This window comes from Bacillus sp. Hm123 (assembly GCF_051842975.2).
In the GTDB taxonomy this organism is placed as follows: Bacteria; Bacillota; Bacilli; order Bacillales; family Domibacillaceae; genus Bacillus_CE.
In genome coordinates, this window is record NZ_CM200277.1 from 32,501 (window position 1) to 48,376 (window position 15,876).

General features: G+C 40.9%; 19 protein-coding genes and 2 rRNA genes (1 of these 21 running past the window's edge). 20 read left to right on the top strand and 1 reads right to left on the bottom strand.

What is annotated here, in order from left to right:
• The 13 genes from ACSVDJ_RS00165 to rsmI form a co-directional block, all read left to right on the top strand.
• Positions 1–1,010: ribosomal RNA gene (locus tag ACSVDJ_RS00165) — 23S ribosomal RNA — on the top strand; it begins 1,923 nt to the left of the window's first position.
• A 66-nt stretch (positions 1,011–1,076) separates the two neighbouring features.
• Positions 1,077–1,192, top strand: a 5S ribosomal RNA gene (gene rrf, locus ACSVDJ_RS00170).
• Between the two features lie 122 nt (positions 1,193–1,314).
• Positions 1,315–1,506, top strand: coding sequence for a sigma factor G inhibitor Gin (locus ACSVDJ_RS00175; protein ID WP_439171009.1), 192 nt, complete (start codon positions 1,315–1,317; stop codon positions 1,504–1,506).
• Between the two features lie 50 nt (positions 1,507–1,556).
• On the top strand, positions 1,557–2,984 hold the full coding sequence (locus tag ACSVDJ_RS00180) for an aminotransferase class I/II-fold pyridoxal phosphate-dependent enzyme (protein ID WP_439171008.1): 1,428 nt from the start codon (positions 1,557–1,559) through the stop codon (positions 2,982–2,984).
• A gap of 40 nt (positions 2,985–3,024) precedes the next feature.
• A complete protein-coding gene (gene tmk / locus ACSVDJ_RS00185; protein WP_439171007.1) occupies positions 3,025–3,666 on the top strand; it encodes a dTMP kinase in 642 nt (213 codons plus the stop codon).
• Positions 3,667–3,759: 93 nt separating this feature from the next.
• On the top strand, positions 3,760–4,089 hold the full coding sequence (darA, locus tag ACSVDJ_RS00190; protein ID WP_439171016.1) for a cyclic di-AMP receptor DarA: 330 nt from the start codon (positions 3,760–3,762) through the stop codon (positions 4,087–4,089).
• Positions 4,090–4,104: 15 nt separating this feature from the next.
• Positions 4,105–4,545, top strand: coding sequence for a YaaR family protein (locus ACSVDJ_RS00195; RefSeq protein WP_439171005.1), 441 nt, complete (start codon positions 4,105–4,107; stop codon positions 4,543–4,545).
• A 12-nt stretch (positions 4,546–4,557) separates the two neighbouring features.
• Positions 4,558–5,559 carry a DNA polymerase III subunit delta' gene (holB, locus tag ACSVDJ_RS00200; protein WP_439171003.1) on the top strand — a complete coding sequence of 334 codons (1,002 nt, stop codon included), beginning with the start codon at positions 4,558–4,560 and terminating at the stop codon, positions 5,557–5,559.
• On the top strand, positions 5,552–6,379 hold the full coding sequence (locus ACSVDJ_RS00205; RefSeq protein WP_439171001.1) for a PSP1 domain-containing protein: 828 nt from the start codon (positions 5,552–5,554) through the stop codon (positions 6,377–6,379). The genes holB and ACSVDJ_RS00205 overlap by 8 nt, the downstream gene beginning before the upstream one ends.
• A 13-nt stretch (positions 6,380–6,392) precedes the next feature.
• Positions 6,393–6,761: a DNA replication initiation control protein YabA gene (gene yabA, locus ACSVDJ_RS00210; protein WP_439171000.1), complete on the top strand. Its 369-nt coding sequence runs from the start codon at positions 6,393–6,395 to the stop codon at positions 6,759–6,761.
• Between the two features lie 115 nt (positions 6,762–6,876).
• Positions 6,877–7,623, top strand: a complete 747-nt coding sequence (locus ACSVDJ_RS00215; RefSeq protein ID WP_439170999.1) for a tRNA1(Val) (adenine(37)-N6)-methyltransferase — start codon at positions 6,877–6,879, stop codon at positions 7,621–7,623.
• Positions 7,607–7,876, top strand: coding sequence for a GIY-YIG nuclease family protein (locus ACSVDJ_RS00220; RefSeq protein ID WP_439170997.1), 270 nt, complete (start codon positions 7,607–7,609; stop codon positions 7,874–7,876). The genes ACSVDJ_RS00215 and ACSVDJ_RS00220 overlap by 17 nt, the downstream gene beginning before the upstream one ends.
• On the top strand, positions 7,876–8,754 hold the full coding sequence (gene rsmI / locus ACSVDJ_RS00225) for a 16S rRNA (cytidine(1402)-2'-O)-methyltransferase (protein ID WP_439171015.1): 879 nt from the start codon (positions 7,876–7,878) through the stop codon (positions 8,752–8,754). Before ACSVDJ_RS00220 ends, rsmI begins: the two co-directional genes overlap by 1 nt.
• A 47-nt stretch (positions 8,755–8,801) precedes the next feature.
• Here the strand turns inward: rsmI and abrB are convergent, their stop codons facing one another.
• Positions 8,802–9,086 (bottom strand): transition state genes transcriptional regulator AbrB, encoded by a 285-nt coding sequence (gene abrB / locus ACSVDJ_RS00230; protein WP_439170996.1) that lies wholly within the window; start codon positions 9,084–9,086, stop codon positions 8,802–8,804.
• A gap of 591 nt (positions 9,087–9,677) precedes the next feature.
• Between abrB and metG the strand changes: the two genes are divergently transcribed.
• The 7 genes from metG to ACSVDJ_RS00265 all read left to right on the top strand — a co-directional run bounded on the left by metG (position 9,678) and on the right by ACSVDJ_RS00265 (position 15,705).
• Complete coding sequence (gene metG / locus ACSVDJ_RS00235; protein WP_439170995.1) at positions 9,678–11,636, top strand: methionine--tRNA ligase; 1,959 nt, start codon at positions 9,678–9,680, stop codon at positions 11,634–11,636.
• A gap of 89 nt (positions 11,637–11,725) precedes the next feature.
• Entirely contained in the window at positions 11,726–12,496 is a 771-nt protein-coding gene (locus tag ACSVDJ_RS00240) for a TatD family hydrolase (RefSeq protein WP_439171014.1), read from the top strand.
• 10 nt (positions 12,497–12,506) lie between these two features.
• The gene (gene rnmV / locus ACSVDJ_RS00245) at positions 12,507–13,064 is read left to right on the top strand and encodes a ribonuclease M5 (protein WP_439170993.1); all 558 of its coding nucleotides are present in this window, start codon (positions 12,507–12,509) and stop codon (positions 13,062–13,064) included.
• The gene (gene rsmA, locus ACSVDJ_RS00250) at positions 13,061–13,936 is read left to right on the top strand and encodes a 16S rRNA (adenine(1518)-N(6)/adenine(1519)-N(6))-dimethyltransferase RsmA (protein WP_439170991.1); all 876 of its coding nucleotides are present in this window, start codon (positions 13,061–13,063) and stop codon (positions 13,934–13,936) included. Before rnmV ends, rsmA begins: the two co-directional genes overlap by 4 nt.
• A gap of 134 nt (positions 13,937–14,070) precedes the next feature.
• Positions 14,071–14,949 carry a sporulation peptidase YabG gene (gene yabG / locus ACSVDJ_RS00255; RefSeq protein ID WP_439171012.1) on the top strand — a complete coding sequence of 293 codons (879 nt, stop codon included), beginning with the start codon at positions 14,071–14,073 and terminating at the stop codon, positions 14,947–14,949.
• 199 nt (positions 14,950–15,148) lie between these two features.
• The gene (gene veg / locus ACSVDJ_RS00260) at positions 15,149–15,403 is read left to right on the top strand and encodes a biofilm formation stimulator Veg (RefSeq protein WP_094835017.1); all 255 of its coding nucleotides are present in this window, start codon (positions 15,149–15,151) and stop codon (positions 15,401–15,403) included.
• A gap of 125 nt (positions 15,404–15,528) precedes the next feature.
• The gene (locus ACSVDJ_RS00265; RefSeq protein ID WP_100332729.1) at positions 15,529–15,705 is read left to right on the top strand and encodes a small, acid-soluble spore protein, alpha/beta type; all 177 of its coding nucleotides are present in this window, start codon (positions 15,529–15,531) and stop codon (positions 15,703–15,705) included.
• Positions 15,706–15,876: the final 171 nt, after the last annotated feature.

Here is a 15,876-nt window from a genome sequence, read left to right on the forward strand (position 1 = left end):
AGCCCCAGTAAACGGCGGCCGTAACTATAACGGTCCTAAGGTAGCGAAATTCCTTGTCGGGTAAGTTCCGACCCGCACGAAAGGCGTAACGATCTGGGCACTGTCTCAACGAGAGACTCGGTGAAATTATAGTACCTGTGAAGATGCAGGTTACCCGCGACAGGACGGAAAGACCCCGTGGAGCTTTACTGTAGCCTGATATTGAATTTTGGCACAGCTTGTACAGGATAGGTAGGAGCCTTTGAAGCGTGAGCGCCAGCTTACGTGGAGGCGTTGGTGGGATACTACCCTGGCTGTGTTGAACTTCTAACCCGCACCCCTGATCGGGGTGGGAGACAGTGTCAGGTGGGCAGTTTGACTGGGGCGGTCGCCTCCTAAAAAGTAACGGAGGCGCCCAAAGGTTCCCTCAGAATGGTTGGAAATCATTCGCAGAGTGTAAAGGCACAAGGGAGCTTGACTGCGAGACCTACAAGTCGAGCAGGGACGAAAGTCGGGCTTAGTGATCCGGTGGTTCCGCATGGAAGGGCCATCGCTCAACGGATAAAAGCTACCCCGGGGATAACAGGCTTATCTCCCCCAAGAGTCCACATCGACGGGGAGGTTTGGCACCTCGATGTCGGCTCATCGCATCCTGGGGCTGTAGTCGGTCCCAAGGGTTGGGCTGTTCGCCCATTAAAGCGGTACGCGAGCTGGGTTCAGAACGTCGTGAGACAGTTCGGTCCCTATCCGTCGCGGGCGCAGGAAATTTGAGAGGAGCTGTCCTTAGTACGAGAGGACCGGGATGGACGCACCGCTGGTGTACCAGTTGTCTTGCCAAAGGCATCGCTGGGTAGCTATGTGCGGACGGGATAAGTGCTGAAAGCATCTAAGCATGAAGCCCCCCTCAAGATGAGATTTCCCATAGCGCAAGCTAGTAAGATCCCTGAAAGATGATCAGGTAGATAGGTTCGAGGTGGAAGCGTGGCGACACGTGGAGCTGACGAATACTAATCGATCGAGGACTTTTCCTAGGCGATTTGCAAGGTTACAATACTTATTATCCAGTTTTGAAAGAACAACTCTTTCAAACTTTATAGTCTGGTGGCGATAGCGAAGAGGTCACACCCGTTCCCATACCGAACACGGAAGTTAAGCTCTTCAGCGCCGATGGTAGTTGGGGGGTTCCCCCTGTGAGAGTAGGACGTTGCCAGGCACTAACTAAAAGAACAGCATAAGCTGTTCTTTTTTCGTATGGGAAAATGATTCACTAGGAAGTCAATAGATTCGCATATTTTAAGAGAAAGTGGAAATACTACCAAGTAGGAGGTGGAGAATATGCAAAAAAAGCTGGAAGATCATATTTGTATGGTCTGTGAACAAAGTAAGCAAGAAGGTATGTATATTTATCAAGCTTTTATATGTAAGGAATGCGAAAAAAAAGTGCTACAAACGGAACCAGAAGAAAAGGCGTATATTCACTTTGTAAAGAAATTGAGAAAGATTAGAATCTCCTCTGTTTTTTCGTAAGAATTGTATGGTAGGCTAGTAGAAAAGTATAGAAAAGGATAGGATCTATAGTGAATCAAGAACGTATCCCGCTTATGGAAGTTCTTCAGCAACATATCGACAAGAATACTCTATCTTTTCATGTTCCTGGTCATAAAAGTGGACATGTGCGGATGGATGGTATTGCTGAGGACTTTCATAAGCTTTTGGCATATGATCAGACAGAAATCACAGGCTTGGATGATTTTCATTCTCCAGAAGGGTGTATTGAAGAGGCTCAACGATTATTAATAGATTTGTATCAGACGAGGAAAAGTTATTTTTTAGTGAATGGTAGTACGGTCGGAAATTTGGCAATGATTTTAGCTGTTTGTGAAGAGGGTGACTTCATTTTTGTTCAGCGTAATTGTCATAAGTCAATTTTAAATGCGTGTAAGCTTGCCAAGGTCACGCCTATATTTTTAGAACCTGAGTATGATGCTTCGTTCAATGTGGCGAGTGGCATCAGCTTAGATACGGTTGAACAAGCATATCAACAATATGATTCAGTAAAGGCCATTGTGTTAACGTATCCCAATTACTATGGGACGGCTACAAACATCGAGCAAGTGATCAATGTTGCACAGGAAAATGGCTCATTTGTATTAGTTGATGAAGCTCACGGACCACATTTTGTTTTAGGTAAGCCATTTCCTAGCAGTTCATTACAATGGGGGGTGGATCTTGTTGTGCATTCGGCTCATAAAATGTTGCCGGCGATGACAATGGGGTCCTTTTTGCATGTGAATTCGTCGAGAGTGCCATTAGAGAAGCTAGAGTTTTATTTACAGGCATTACAGTCTAGTAGTCCATCCTATCCCATTATGGCTTCTTTAGATGTAGCGCGGGCGTTTCTAGCAGGGTTTTCTCATAAAGACGTGGCTTTTACGTTAGAAATAAAAGCAATGTTGACTGAGCGATTGCAGGGGAAAGGACTGGAGGTTTTATTACCGGATGATCCTTTGAAATTACTGCTGCGAAAACAAGGATATACGGGATATGAGCTTCAAAGTCATTTAGAAGCAGCAGGGATTTATTCAGAGCTCTCAGACGCTTCGCAAGTGTTATGTACGTTACCTTTGTTGAAAGCAGGAAACAGCGATTATGTCGAGCTAGCTACGCGGAAAATTGATGGGCTTGCTCTAGATGAAAAACAGTCTGTTTGTGAAGTTGTCGATTATACATCGTCTTTAAAAAAGACTTCGATGTTAATGCTTTCTTATAAGGAGCAAGAAACGCTTCCAGGAGTATGGGTGCCTTTGGCTGAAGCAGTTGGTGAAATTGCGGCGGAGACAGTGATTCCTTATCCACCAGGTATCCCTTTACTAATCGCAGGAGAGCGAATAACGTTCGAACAGATAGCTACTTTGACTAAACTGCTTGCACAGGATGTACATATTCAAGGAGGCCAGCAATTAAGTAGAAAGAAGGTTGCAGTGTATCGAACATCTGAAGCTTAAACATATTAATAAAGTTAGTTCATGTTTTGGAGGGTACAGGATGAAAAAAGGGTTATTTATTTCGATTGAGGGGCCTGAAGGGGCTGGAAAGTCGAGTATGATGCATAGGCTAATTAAGAGTCTTGAAGAAAATGGGTTTCGTGTGACTGGGACACGCGAACCTGGTGGCATCTCTATTTCCGAACAAATTCGTGAAGTGATTTTAAATAAAGAGAATACGGAGATGGATGGACGCACAGAGGCGCTTTTGTATGCGGCCGCAAGAAGGCAGCATCTTGTGGAAAAAGTGATGCCGGCATTATTGAGAGGCGATATCGTGCTTTGTGATCGTTTTATTGATAGCTCGCTCGCTTATCAAGGATATGCAAGAGGACTTGGGATGGAGGAAGTATTTGAAATCAATCGCTTCGCTGTAGACGACGTCATGCCGGATTTAACATTATTGTTTGATGTTAGGCCGGAAGTGGGGTTAGCCCGAATTAATGCCCATGAGGAACGGGAAGTGAATCGACTGGATTTAGAATCGCTTTTCTTTCATGAAAAGGTGAGAGAAGCCTATTTGCTTTTAAGCGAAAGGTTTCCAGAGCGAATTGTCAAAATCAATGCAGAAGCAGCTGTTGAAGAAGTGTTCGACGAAAGCATGACTTGTATTTTAGAGCGAATTAGAGCTACGAAGCAATAGTTAAGAGTATTTATATTTTGTTTTCTTCTCTGCGCTTGTTTCATTTTCTTGGTATAATGGAAGAAGGAGAATGGAAAAGGGGAGGCGGGAATGATGAAATTAATCTTAGCGGTTGTGCAGGATCAAGATAGTCATCGCTTATCACAAGCCTTAATTGATCATAATTTTAGAGCGACGAAACTCGCTTCGACTGGTGGTTTTTTAAAAGCAGGAAATACGACATTTATTATTGGAACGGATGACATTCGTCTTGATAAAGCTTTAGGAATCATTAAAGAAAATTGTCAATCAAGAGATCAAATGGTGGCACCAGTATCGCCGATGGGTGGAAATGCGGATTCGTATGTTCCTTACCCGATCGAAGTACCTGTAGGTGGAGCGACCGTATTTGTCTTGCCAGTAGAACAATTCCATCAATTTTAATAGGGGATAGCTCATATGAAGATTGAAAAAGACATACATTTTAATATAGACAAGTTGCGAAAAGATCAAAAGCTTAGTTCAAATGGACAATCCAAATTTTCCACGATCGTTCAACAACAGGGAGAACAATTGAAAACGGACCAAATTCAACGGTTATTAACGGATATTGAAGGAGCCGGAAAGCGACTAGCTCATTCCCGGACCTTTCAAGATTTAGCAAAATATAAAACGCTTGTCCGCCGATTTATTCGAGAAACTGTTGAATTTGGCATGAACTTGAAAAATTCTCATACATGGAATCAATTTGGAGAAGGTCGAAAGTTAAAGATTGTTGAGACGATTGATGAGAAATTAATTGAGTTAACGGAAGATGTTGTAAATAAAGAGAAGAAATCAGTGGATCTACTTGGACAAATAGGAGAAATTAAAGGATTAATTATTAATTTATATACGTAGGCAGGGATGTACATGTCTGAGGTATGGAAAGAATTGAATGAATTACAGCCGATTGTGCTCAGAATGTTAACGAATAGCCTAGAAAAAGAGCGAGTGGCTCATGCTTATATTTTTGAAGGTGACCAAGGAACAGGGAAGAAAAACGCGGCGCTGTTTTTTGCGAAAAGCCTGCTTTGTGAAGAAGAAGGAATCACGGCTTGTGAAGCGTGCAATAGCTGTCGTCGAATTGACAGTGGGAACCACCCAGATGTTCATTATCTTGAACCAGATGGCTTATCGATCAAAAAACAGCAAATTACTTTTTTGCAGCAGGAATTTAGTAAAACAGCGGTAGAAGCGAAGCGGAAGATTTATATTATTCATCATGCGGATAAGATGACAGCTAGTGCTGCCAACAGCTTGCTGAAGTTTTTAGAAGAGCCGAATGCTGATACTGTTGCTTTATTATTGACTGAGCAAGTTCAACGCTTACTGCCTACGATTATTTCTCGTTGTCAGCTTCTAGTTTTCAAGCCGTTACCATCCGAACTTCTTCAAAATAAGCTAATAGAAGCAGGAGTTTCTGTACCGATGGCCTCTATAGTAGCCAAGTTAACTAATAATTTTCAAGAAGCGCTCGAATTAAGTCATGAAGAGTGGTTTGCACAGTCACGTACAATAGTGTTAAAATTGTATGAAGTCCTTCAAAAAAATCCACTAGAAGCAATGGTGAAATTACAAGAGGACTTTAATGGGCATTTTAAAGATAAACAACAAGTGAACCAAGCGCTTGATCTGCTACTGCTGCTGTTCAAAGATTTGTTATCGTTGCAGACAGGAAAAGAAACGGGCCTTGCTTTCCCGGATCAGCTTGCATTACTTAAGCACAACGCTCTACAATCTTCTGCCAAAAGAATTACAGAGCAAATGACAGCCATTTTAGAGGCGAAGCGCAAGCTCGATGCCAATATGAATCCACAATTGTTGATGGAACAGCTTGTGTTGAATTTACAGGGGGGAGCATCCTTTGTATGATGTAGTAGGAGTCCGCTTTAAAAAAGCGGGAAAAATATATTATTTTGATCCAGTCGAGCTGAAGATTGAGAACAACGACCATGTGATCGTTGAAACAGTTAGAGGCGTCGAACATGGACAAGTGGTTGTCGGAATGAAAAAAGTGGAGGAAGAGGATATTGTTCTTCCTTTGAAGAAAGTGATTCGCGTCGCTGACCAAAAAGATCGTCTCATCGTAGAAGAAAATAAATTAGCGGCGGAAGAAGCTTTTGAAGTATGTTGCGGAAAAATTATTGAACATAAGCTAGATATGAAGCTTGTAGATGTAGAATATACATTTGATCGCAATAAAGTAATTTTTTATTTTACAGCTGACGGACGAGTGGATTTTCGGGAACTAGTAAAAGATTTAGCTGCTATTTTTCGGACGAGAATCGAGCTTCGCCAAATCGGTGTTCGTGACGAAGCGAAAATGCTCGGAGGAATCGGACCGTGTGGCAGAATGCTTTGCTGTTCAACATTTTTGGGTGATTTTGAACCAGTTTCTATCAAAATGGCGAAAGATCAAAACTTATCATTAAACCCCACGAAAATTTCAGGCTTATGTGGCAGACTCATGTGTTGCTTGAAATATGAGAATGATGAATATGAAGCGGCGAAAGAAATCCTTCCAGATGTCGGTGAAAAAGTAAATACCCCGCATGGATTTGGGAAAGTAGTGGGGTTAAACATTTTAGAACGAGTTCTTCAAGTTGAAGTATTCGAACAAGAGCGAGTGCTTGAATTTACGATGGAAGAAATTACGACAGAAGGTGCCATTTCAGCACAAGCCACAGAGTAATGGGGTGGAATGAGTGGATAAAAAAGAGTTCTTCGATTCAGTCAGCGATATGGAATTACAAATTGGCCAACTGTATAAACAGCTCGGTGGTTTAAAAAAGAGTTTGGCAGAAATACTAGAAGAGAACAACTCATTAAAGCTCGAAAATGAAAACTTGCGACGTAGGTTAGAAGAGCTAGAATTTTCTCGGAGACAAGTTGCTCAAGGAAAAGATGGAGAAAATAACAACGCAAGTCCTTCAAAATTGATGGATATTGGAGAAGGTTACGACAATCTCGCTAGGCTTTATCAAGAAGGGTTTCACATTTGCAATGTTCATTTTGGTAGTCCGCGTAAAGACGAAGATTGCTTGTTTTGTTTATCATTTTTAAATAAAAAATAATGAATGTATTGAGGCTGTCCAAAAGGTCAGTGCCACAACTTCTGCGCGTGAGAAGATAAGGCCTGTCGAGGGGCAGTCTTTATTTTTATTCAATTGATACAACGGAGGAAAAAGAATGGTCACATTGAAAGGCGATGAAAGACTAGACTATTTGTTGGCAGAGAATTTAAGAATTATCCAAAGCCCAACGGTGTTTGCCTTTTCATTAGATGCGGTACTTCTTGCTAGATTCGCTTCAATTTCATTAAAGAGAGGGTCGATCATTGATCTTTGTTCAGGAAATGGCGTTATTCCTTTACTGATGAGTGCTCGCACGAAAGTACCGATTACGGGAGTAGAGATACAAGAACGGCTTTATGATATGGCGATTCGAAATATGGAATATAATGAATTAGAAGATCAAATTACGATGATTCATGGTGATTTGAAGGATGCTCCAAGTAGGTTAGGTCGAGAAAAACATAATCTCGTCACGTGTAATCCTCCTTACTTTCTATCATCATCCCGTGAGATTATCAATATGAATGAGCATTTGGCCATCGCTCGTCATGAAATATGCTGTACGCTTGAGGACTGCATTCGTTCAAGTAGTCAATTATTAAAGCAGGGCGGGAGGGCAGCATTTGTTCATCGTCCAGGAAGATTGCTTGATTTAGTCACCTTGATGCGAAAGTACCGTCTCGAGCCGAAGCGACTTCGCTTCGTTTATCCGAGGCAGGGAAAAGAAGCGAATACGGTATTGATTGAAGGGCTGAAAGACGGGGCACCAGATATTAAAGTATTGCCACCTTTATATATATACGATCAACAAGGTGAATATACGGAAGAAATTAGAGAGATGTTATATGGAAACGAGCAATAATCATTATTTTTATGTGCTTGAATGTCGAGATGGTTCTTTTTACGCTGGTTATACAACGAATATAGAAAAGCGTGTCAACACACATAATGCCGGTAAAGGAGCAAAGTATACACGCGGAAGAGGACCGGTGCGCCTCATCCATTTTGAAACGTATCATACCGTTAGAGAAGCGATGCAAGCGGAATATGCTTTTAAGCAATTGACGAGAAAGAAAAAAATCAACTACTTGCAAAAGGAGGGAAGGTCGAAATGATTACTAAACAAAAAAGCTTTGCAAATGAAGAAGCAGGGATTCTTTACTTAGTCCCTACTCCAATTGGCAATTTGGAAGATATGACGTTTCGAGCGATTCGCATGATGAAAGAAGCGGATCTAATCGCCGCAGAAGATACAAGGAATACGAAGAAGCTTTGTAACTATTTTGAGATTTCCACGCCAATTACGAGCTATCATGAGCATAATAAAGAAGTAAGTGGAAAAGCGTTGTTAGAAAGAATTCTCAAAGGAGAGAAGGTTGCTCTTGTCAGTGATGCTGGGATGCCTTCTATTTCTGATCCAGGCTTTGAACTGGTTGTCGCTGCAATTGAAAATGGTATTACCGTAGTGCCGCTTCCTGGGGCGAACGCCGCGTTAACTGCGTTGATCGCTTCAGGCTTAGCGCCGCAACCTTTTTACTTTTATGGCTTTTTAAGTCGGAATAAAAAAGAAAAGAAAGCAGAACTAGCTCAGCTGAATAAGAGCCATGATACGTTTATTCTTTATGAATCGCCTCATCGACTGAAAGATACGCTTCAAGCGATGGCAGAAGTGCTCGGTGAACAGCGGAAAATTGTATTATGCCGAGAGCTGACAAAGAAGTTTGAAGAGTTTTTGCGTGGAACGATGGCAGAAGCGATTCATTGGTCAAAAGAAGAGGATATTTTAGGAGAGTTTTGCTTAATTGTTGAAGGCAATGCGGAAGTGGAGGAAGAAGAGAGCGAACAGTGGTGGATGAGTTTATCGATCGTGGAGCATGTCGATCATTACATAAATGAACAATCTTTATCCTCTAAGGAAGCCATTAAACAAGCGGCAAAAGATCGCAACCTACCAAAAAGAGACGTGTATCAGTCGTATCATGTCGAATTATAAAGAAAAGAAACGAGCCCGATAAAGGCTCGTTTTTTATCATGAAATAATTATTTGATTGTCTCAAAGGAAGCAGAGATTTCTTGCATTAATTGCTCTGCACCTTCGCGGCTAAGGATTAATTTTCCGCCAGCAAGTTTCACGTTGTCGTCAGAAACTTCACCAGTAACTTGGCAAGTCATGCTTGGCTTATATTTCTTTAAGATGATTTTCTCATCATCCACATAAATTTCTAATGCATCTTTCTCAGCGATTCCTAACGTACGGCGAAGCTCGATTGGAATAACTACCCGTCCTAACTCATCTACTTTACGAACAATACCTGTTGATTTCATAATAAAATCACTTCTCCCCTCAAAAATATAAGTGTTGTAGTAAACTAGTCGTTTACTCCTTGTCGTCAATATTCGACAATTTTTTTATTTATGAATATATCATACCAACCTTTCCCATGATCGTCAACAAGAAAATGTAATTTTTCTATTAAATGTAATGTTGTTACATCCTTGATATATAAGGGTTTTTAAGGGGGGTGTGAAAAAAAGTAAAAACGTTTAGAGAAAATTGTCGAATTATAGTTAAGTAAACGATAGATTCCCGTCTTTTATCGACAAATACAACCTAAAATAGTGAGTTGCTTCTTTTTCGGAAAATTAAAGAGAGAATCATAGATTAAATATTTACAATTACTCTTGAATAAGAGAAAATGAAGAGAGTGGGTACTTTACCAACGATGTATATTCATTTCATCAAAGAGACAAAATGTTAATAAAAATCAATAGTCAATGCCCATATGGCAGTGTGTAAATGGAAGCTCTCGTCCGCTGGTGAGGGCTTTTCTATATAAAGTAAAACTTCAATCAGTCGGGGTCTTACAGCCCGTTAATACGGGATAAATATCTATATGTCTATAGGAGGTTTTGGAAGTGAAGGATCAGTCTAATACATTTTATATTACAACGCCTATTTATTATCCAAGTGGTAATCTTCATATCGGTCATGCTTATACGACAGTAGCAGGTGATGCGATGGCTCGCTATAAGCGCCTGCGCGGTTTTGATGTGATGTATTTAACAGGAACAGACGAGCACGGTCAGAAAATCCAACGCAAAGCGGAAGAAACGAACGTAACTCCGCAGCAATATGTTGATCATATTGTCGAAGGTGTGCAAGAGCTATGGAAGAAGTTAGACATTTCTTATGATGATTTTATTCGTACAACGGAAGAACGTCATAAGAAAATTGTCGAAAAGATTTTCAAGCAGTTGCTAGACCAAGGAGATATTTATTTAGATGAATATGAAGGCTGGTATTGTACGCCATGTGAATCCTTCTTCACTGAACGACAACTGGAGAATGGCAACTGTCCTGACTGCGGTCGAGCAGTTGAGAAGGTAAAAGAAAAATCTTATTTCTTTAAAATGAGTAAGTATGCGGATCGTTTATTAGCGTTTTATGAAGAGAATCCTGAATTTATTCAACCAGAATCTCGTAAAAACGAAATGATCAACAACTTTATTAAGCCTGGTTTAGAGGACTTAGCTGTTTCACGTACGACATTTGATTGGGGAGTTAAAGTGCCTGGAGACCCAGAACATGTGATTTATGTATGGATTGATGCCTTATCCAACTATATTACCGCTCTTGGTTATGGAACAGATGACGAGGAGAAGTATAAAAAATATTGGCCAGCTAATGTTCATCTTGTCGGAAAAGAAATTGTTCGCTTCCATACGATTTATTGGCCAATTATGTTAATGGCACTAGACTTGCCATTACCGAAAAAAGTATTCGCCCATGGCTGGTTATTAATGAAGGATGGAAAAATGTCGAAATCGAAAGGGAATGTCGTAGACCCTGTAACATTAATCGATCGTTACGGCTTAGACGCCCTTCGTTATTACTTGCTGCGTGAAGTGCCGTTCGGTTCAGATGGCGTATTTACACCAGAGGGCTTTGTCGAACGTATTAACTTTGATTTAGCCAATGATTTAGGGAACTTATTAAATAGAACGGTAGCGATGATCAATAAATACTTCGATGGCGTCATTCCGACGTATAAAGGATCAGAAGGTGAATTTGATCAGCAACTGTTACAAACAAATAAAGAAACGGTCGAAAAATACGAAGACGCAATGGAGAAGATGGAGTTCTCTGTGGCGTTATCGGCTGTTTGGCAACTAATTAGCCGAACGAATAAATATATCGACGAAACACAGCCATGGGTGTTAGCGAAAGAAGGCGAAACAGAAAAGTTGGGCCATGTTATGGTTCACTTAGCTGAATCGTTAAGACGATCAGCGGTGCTATTACAGCCATTTTTAACGCAAACACCGAAAAAGATTTTTGAACAGCTTTCTATTGCAGAAGGAGAATTAACCGCATGGGAGAGCTTAGCTCAATTTGGTGTGATTCCTGAAGGCACAGCGGTTGTCAAAAAAGGCCAACCCATTTTCCCACGTCTTGATTTAGAAGAAGAAACAAACTTTATTAAAGAGAAAATGCAAGGAGCTCCAGTGAAGGAAGAGAAGAAAGAAGAAGAGCCTTATACGGAGCTTGCGGATGAAATTGCGATTGATGATTTCATGAACATTGACTTGCGTGCAGCGACAGTACTTGCAGCAGAGCCAGTGAAAAAGGCAGATAAACTTTTAAAACTACAATTAGATCTCGGCTTTGAAAAACGACAAGTTGTTTCAGGAATTGCCGAATTTTATCAACCAGAAGAGCTAGTTGGACGTAAAGTGATCGTCGTTGCTAACTTAAAACCAGTAAAGCTTCGTGGAGAGCTTTCTCAAGGAATGATTTTAGCTGGTAAAAAAGATGGCGTATTATCATTAGCTGGTGTCGATCCATTTTTGCCGAACGGCGCTCGGATTAAATAATTTTGTTTTTTGAAAGCATAGAATGTTTCACGTGGAACAAAAATTCGACGAGAACTTCTATGTTTTTCTTTTCAGAAAGGATGACTAGAATGCTTTTTGACACACATGTACATTTAAATGCAGAGCAATACAATGAAGATATCGATGAGGTGATTCAGCGCGCGAAAGAAGCTAGTGTAACGAATATGGTTGTTGTCGGCTTTGATCGCCCAACGATTGAAAAAGCGATGGAGCTTGTTGAACAACATGATTTTTTATACGCTAGTGTCGGCTGGCATCCAGTCGATGCGATTGATATGACGACGGATGATCTTAGCTGGCTAGAACAATTGGCGAAGCATCCGAAAGTGGTCGCTCTTGGAGAAATGGGCTTAGATTATCACTGGGATAAATCACCGAAAGACGTACAAAAAGAAGTGTTTCGCCAACAAATTCGTCTAGCGAAAAAGGTGAACCTACCGATTATTATTCATAATCGCGAGGCAACCCAAGATATTGTCGCTATTTTAAAAGAAGAAGAGGCCGGTGAAGTGGGGGGAATTATGCATTGCTTTAGTGGCAGTGTCGAAACAGCGAAGGAATGTGTCGAAATGGACTTTTATATTTCTCTCGGCGGACCGGTGACGTTTAAAAATGCGAAAAAGCCAAAGGAAGTTGCCGCAGAGATTCCGCTTGATAAATTGCTGATTGAAACCGATTGTCCATATTTAGCTCCTCACCCTTATCGTGGCAAGCGAAATGAGCCGGCTTTCGTCAAGCTAGTAGCAGAACAAATTGCTGAATTAAAAGGACTTTCCTATGAAGAAGTAGCGAAAGCAACCAATGAAAATGCATTGAAATTGTTCCACATCGAATCATAGGAGACATGAAATGAAAATTAAAGAAATTATTGTCGTAGAAGGTAAGGACGATACGGTTACGATCAAACGAGCTGTTGATGCAGATACGATTGAAACGAATGGCTCAGCAGTGAACATGGCCACGATTGAAAGAATCAAACTAGCCCAAGAATCTAGAGGCGTGATTGTGTTCACGGACCCTGATTTTCCAGGAGAGAAAATTAGGAAATTTATTTCTGAACATGTGCCAAATTGCAAACATGCCTTTTTACCGAAGCATCAAGCCTTACATAAGCGAGGCAAAGGGGTGGGTGTGGAGCATGCATCCATCGAAGCGATTCGCACAGCATTAAAGGACGCGCAATTGATGGAGCAAGAAGCGACAGAACAGATTACGAAAGAGGATTTAGTAGATGCGGGATTAATCGGCGGAGCACAGGCGAAAGAACGAAGAGAAAAACTTGGCGAAAAGCTGCGAATTGGCTATACTAACGGCAAACAGTTGCACAAGAGACTGTTAATGTTTCAAATTACGAAAGAGCAATTTGCTAAAGCATTAACAGACGTGCTACAGGAGGAAAATGAATGAAAGACATTGCAACTCCTACGCGTACGAAAGAAATTCTTCAAAAATACGGATTTTCTTTCAAAAAGAGCTTAGGACAAAATTTTTTAATCGACCCAAATATTTTACATCGAATTACAGCAACGGCGGAATTAACGAAAGAAACGGGAGCAATCGAAATCGGGCCAGGAATCGGAGCCTTAACGGAGCATTTAGCACGGACATCTGGCAAAGTAGTGGCCTTTGAAATCGATCAACGGCTACTGCCAATTTTAGCGGATACACTTTCTCCTTATGATAATGTGAAAGTCGTTCATGAAGATGTGTTAAAAGCGGATGTAGCTCGAATTGTACAAGAAGAGTTCACTGATGTGAAAGATTTAATGGTCGTAGCAAACTTACCGTATTACGTGACGACGCCGATCATTATGAAGCTACTTGAAGAAAATATTCCGTTAAAAGGGATTGTCGTCATGTTGCAGAAGGAAGTAGCGGACCGCATATCGGCTCGTCCGGGTACAAAGTCATACGGGTCACTATCGATTGCGATTCAATATTACATGGAGGCTGAAACAGCATTTATCGTGCCGAAAACGGTATTTATGCCACAGCCAAACGTTGACTCGGCAGTGATTAAACTCATAAAAAGAGAGAAGCCAGCGGTGGAGGTAGACGATGAGAAATTCTTCTTTACTGTGACACGGGCTTCATTCGCTCAGCGCCGGAAGACGATTTTAAATAATTTAACGAATCAATTACCACAAGGAAAAGCGCATAAGGAGCAAATTATCGAAGCATTACAACAAGCGGACATCGAGCCTACTCGACGGGGAGAATCGCTGTCGCTTGCGGAATTTGCGCGTTTGTCTAATCAGCTATATCCTATTTTTCAATAAAACTAAATATAATCTCATAAGAAGTCTGATGCTTATTTTGTGTCAGGCTTTTTTGTTTGTTACTCTTTAAGAGCCAAAATTCCTACTGTTGCATAGGATAGGAGGAAGAGTAAAAAGCAACGGGGATGATGAATGTGACGATTCAAGTGAATTCTATTGTTAGCCGCCCATCATATGGAAATGATATTTTATTTAGAGTGACAGCCATTCAAGAAACGAGTAAAGGAAAGCAAGCTATTTTGTTTGGCGAGGATTATCGATTGATTGCAGACGCCCCGTTATCTGACTTAATTGAAGTAGATTCTGACGAACGCAAGCGAATCAGGGATGACACGAGGCGGTTAGAGGAGCAATCTTTACATTTGTTTCGCCAAGAATTGGAATTAATTAAAGAAAGGCAAGAGTACCGCGCGACTAGCTGTTATCGTGAAGAAAATGACGTGTTTCAAATACCAGGAAGAGTGCTGCATTTAGATGGTGACTCTAATTATTTGAAAAAGTGTTTAGCTGCTTATGAAGCGATCGGACTCCCTGTGTATGGCGTTCATTGTTTAGAGCGGGAAATGCCAGAAAAAGTATCCGATTTAATGGATCAATATCGACCCGATATATTAGTGATCACAGGGCATGATTCTTACTCTAAAGTGAAGGGGAGTAAGTCGGATCTTCAAGCGTATCGGCATTCGAAATATTTTGTGCAAACGGTCAGAAATGCGCGCAAGAAAGTACCTCATCTCGATCAACTAGTGATTTTTGCCGGAGCGTGTCAATCTCATTTCGAATCCATGATCCGAGCAGGAGCTAATTTTGCTAGTTCGCCCTTTCGTGTCAACATTCATGCGCTCGATCCTGTGTATATATCGGCAAAAATTGGATTCACTCCTTTTAATGAACTGATCAACGTTCGAGAAGTGTTAAGAAATACGTTAACCGGAGACAAAGGGCTCGGTGGCATTGAAACGCGAGGACTATTGCGACTAGGCATGCCCTTTCATCAAGTAAGTGAAGAATGAGAAAGCTCTTCGCTGATGGAAGTTTCGCTTTATTTGTCATGAATAGACGAAAGTTGGGTAGGCTAAATGTATGGTGAAAAAAGCAAAGTTTTGTAAAATAAAAAACGTTGACAAGAAGGGTGGTTGATTGATAAAATTATTTATTTATTTGACTTGAATCTTTACCTGTGTTATAATTCAACTAGTGAGGTGGAAGCGGATGCCAAAAACATTAGCCGACATTAAAAAATCTCTTGATTCTAATTTAGGCAAAAGACTGTTGTTAAAAGCAAATGGAGGACGCCGCAAAACAATTGAGCGCTCCGGTGTATTGGCTGAAACCTATCAGGCAGTTTTTGTTGTTGAGTTAGATCAAGCGGAAAATGCGTTCGAAAGAGTTTCTTATAGCTACGCAGATATTCTTACAGAGACAGTAGAATTAACATTTGAAGATGCAGCAGGAAGTGCAGTTTAAGTTGGCAGTGGACATTTTGTTTACTGCTTTTTATTTTTGTCTATTTCCCACTTTTCCATCCTTTCCCGCTTATTTTCTGTTATAGGCAGGAGAAGCTATAAGCAGGCGGTAAAAGGAGGAGAACAATGGGTAGAAGACGAGGAATCATGTCTGACCAATTGAAAGAAGAGCTTGCGAAAGAGTTAGGGTTTTATGATACTGTTCAACGAGAAGGCTGGGGAGGAATTACGACTCGAGATGCCGGAAACATGGTAAAACGTGCGATTGAACTTGCAGAAAACCAATTAGCTAACAAACGCTGATGCTTTTCATCACTTCTAAATAACAACCGCCTGAGAACCGGAATTTTCTGGTTCTCTTTTTATATGACAGCTTTTCATAGCAAAAAAGAAATGTTAAAATACCATAATCCAAAAATCTACACGGACTTTATGATAAAATAAGACAAACTGTAATGTGCACAAAAGTAGGTG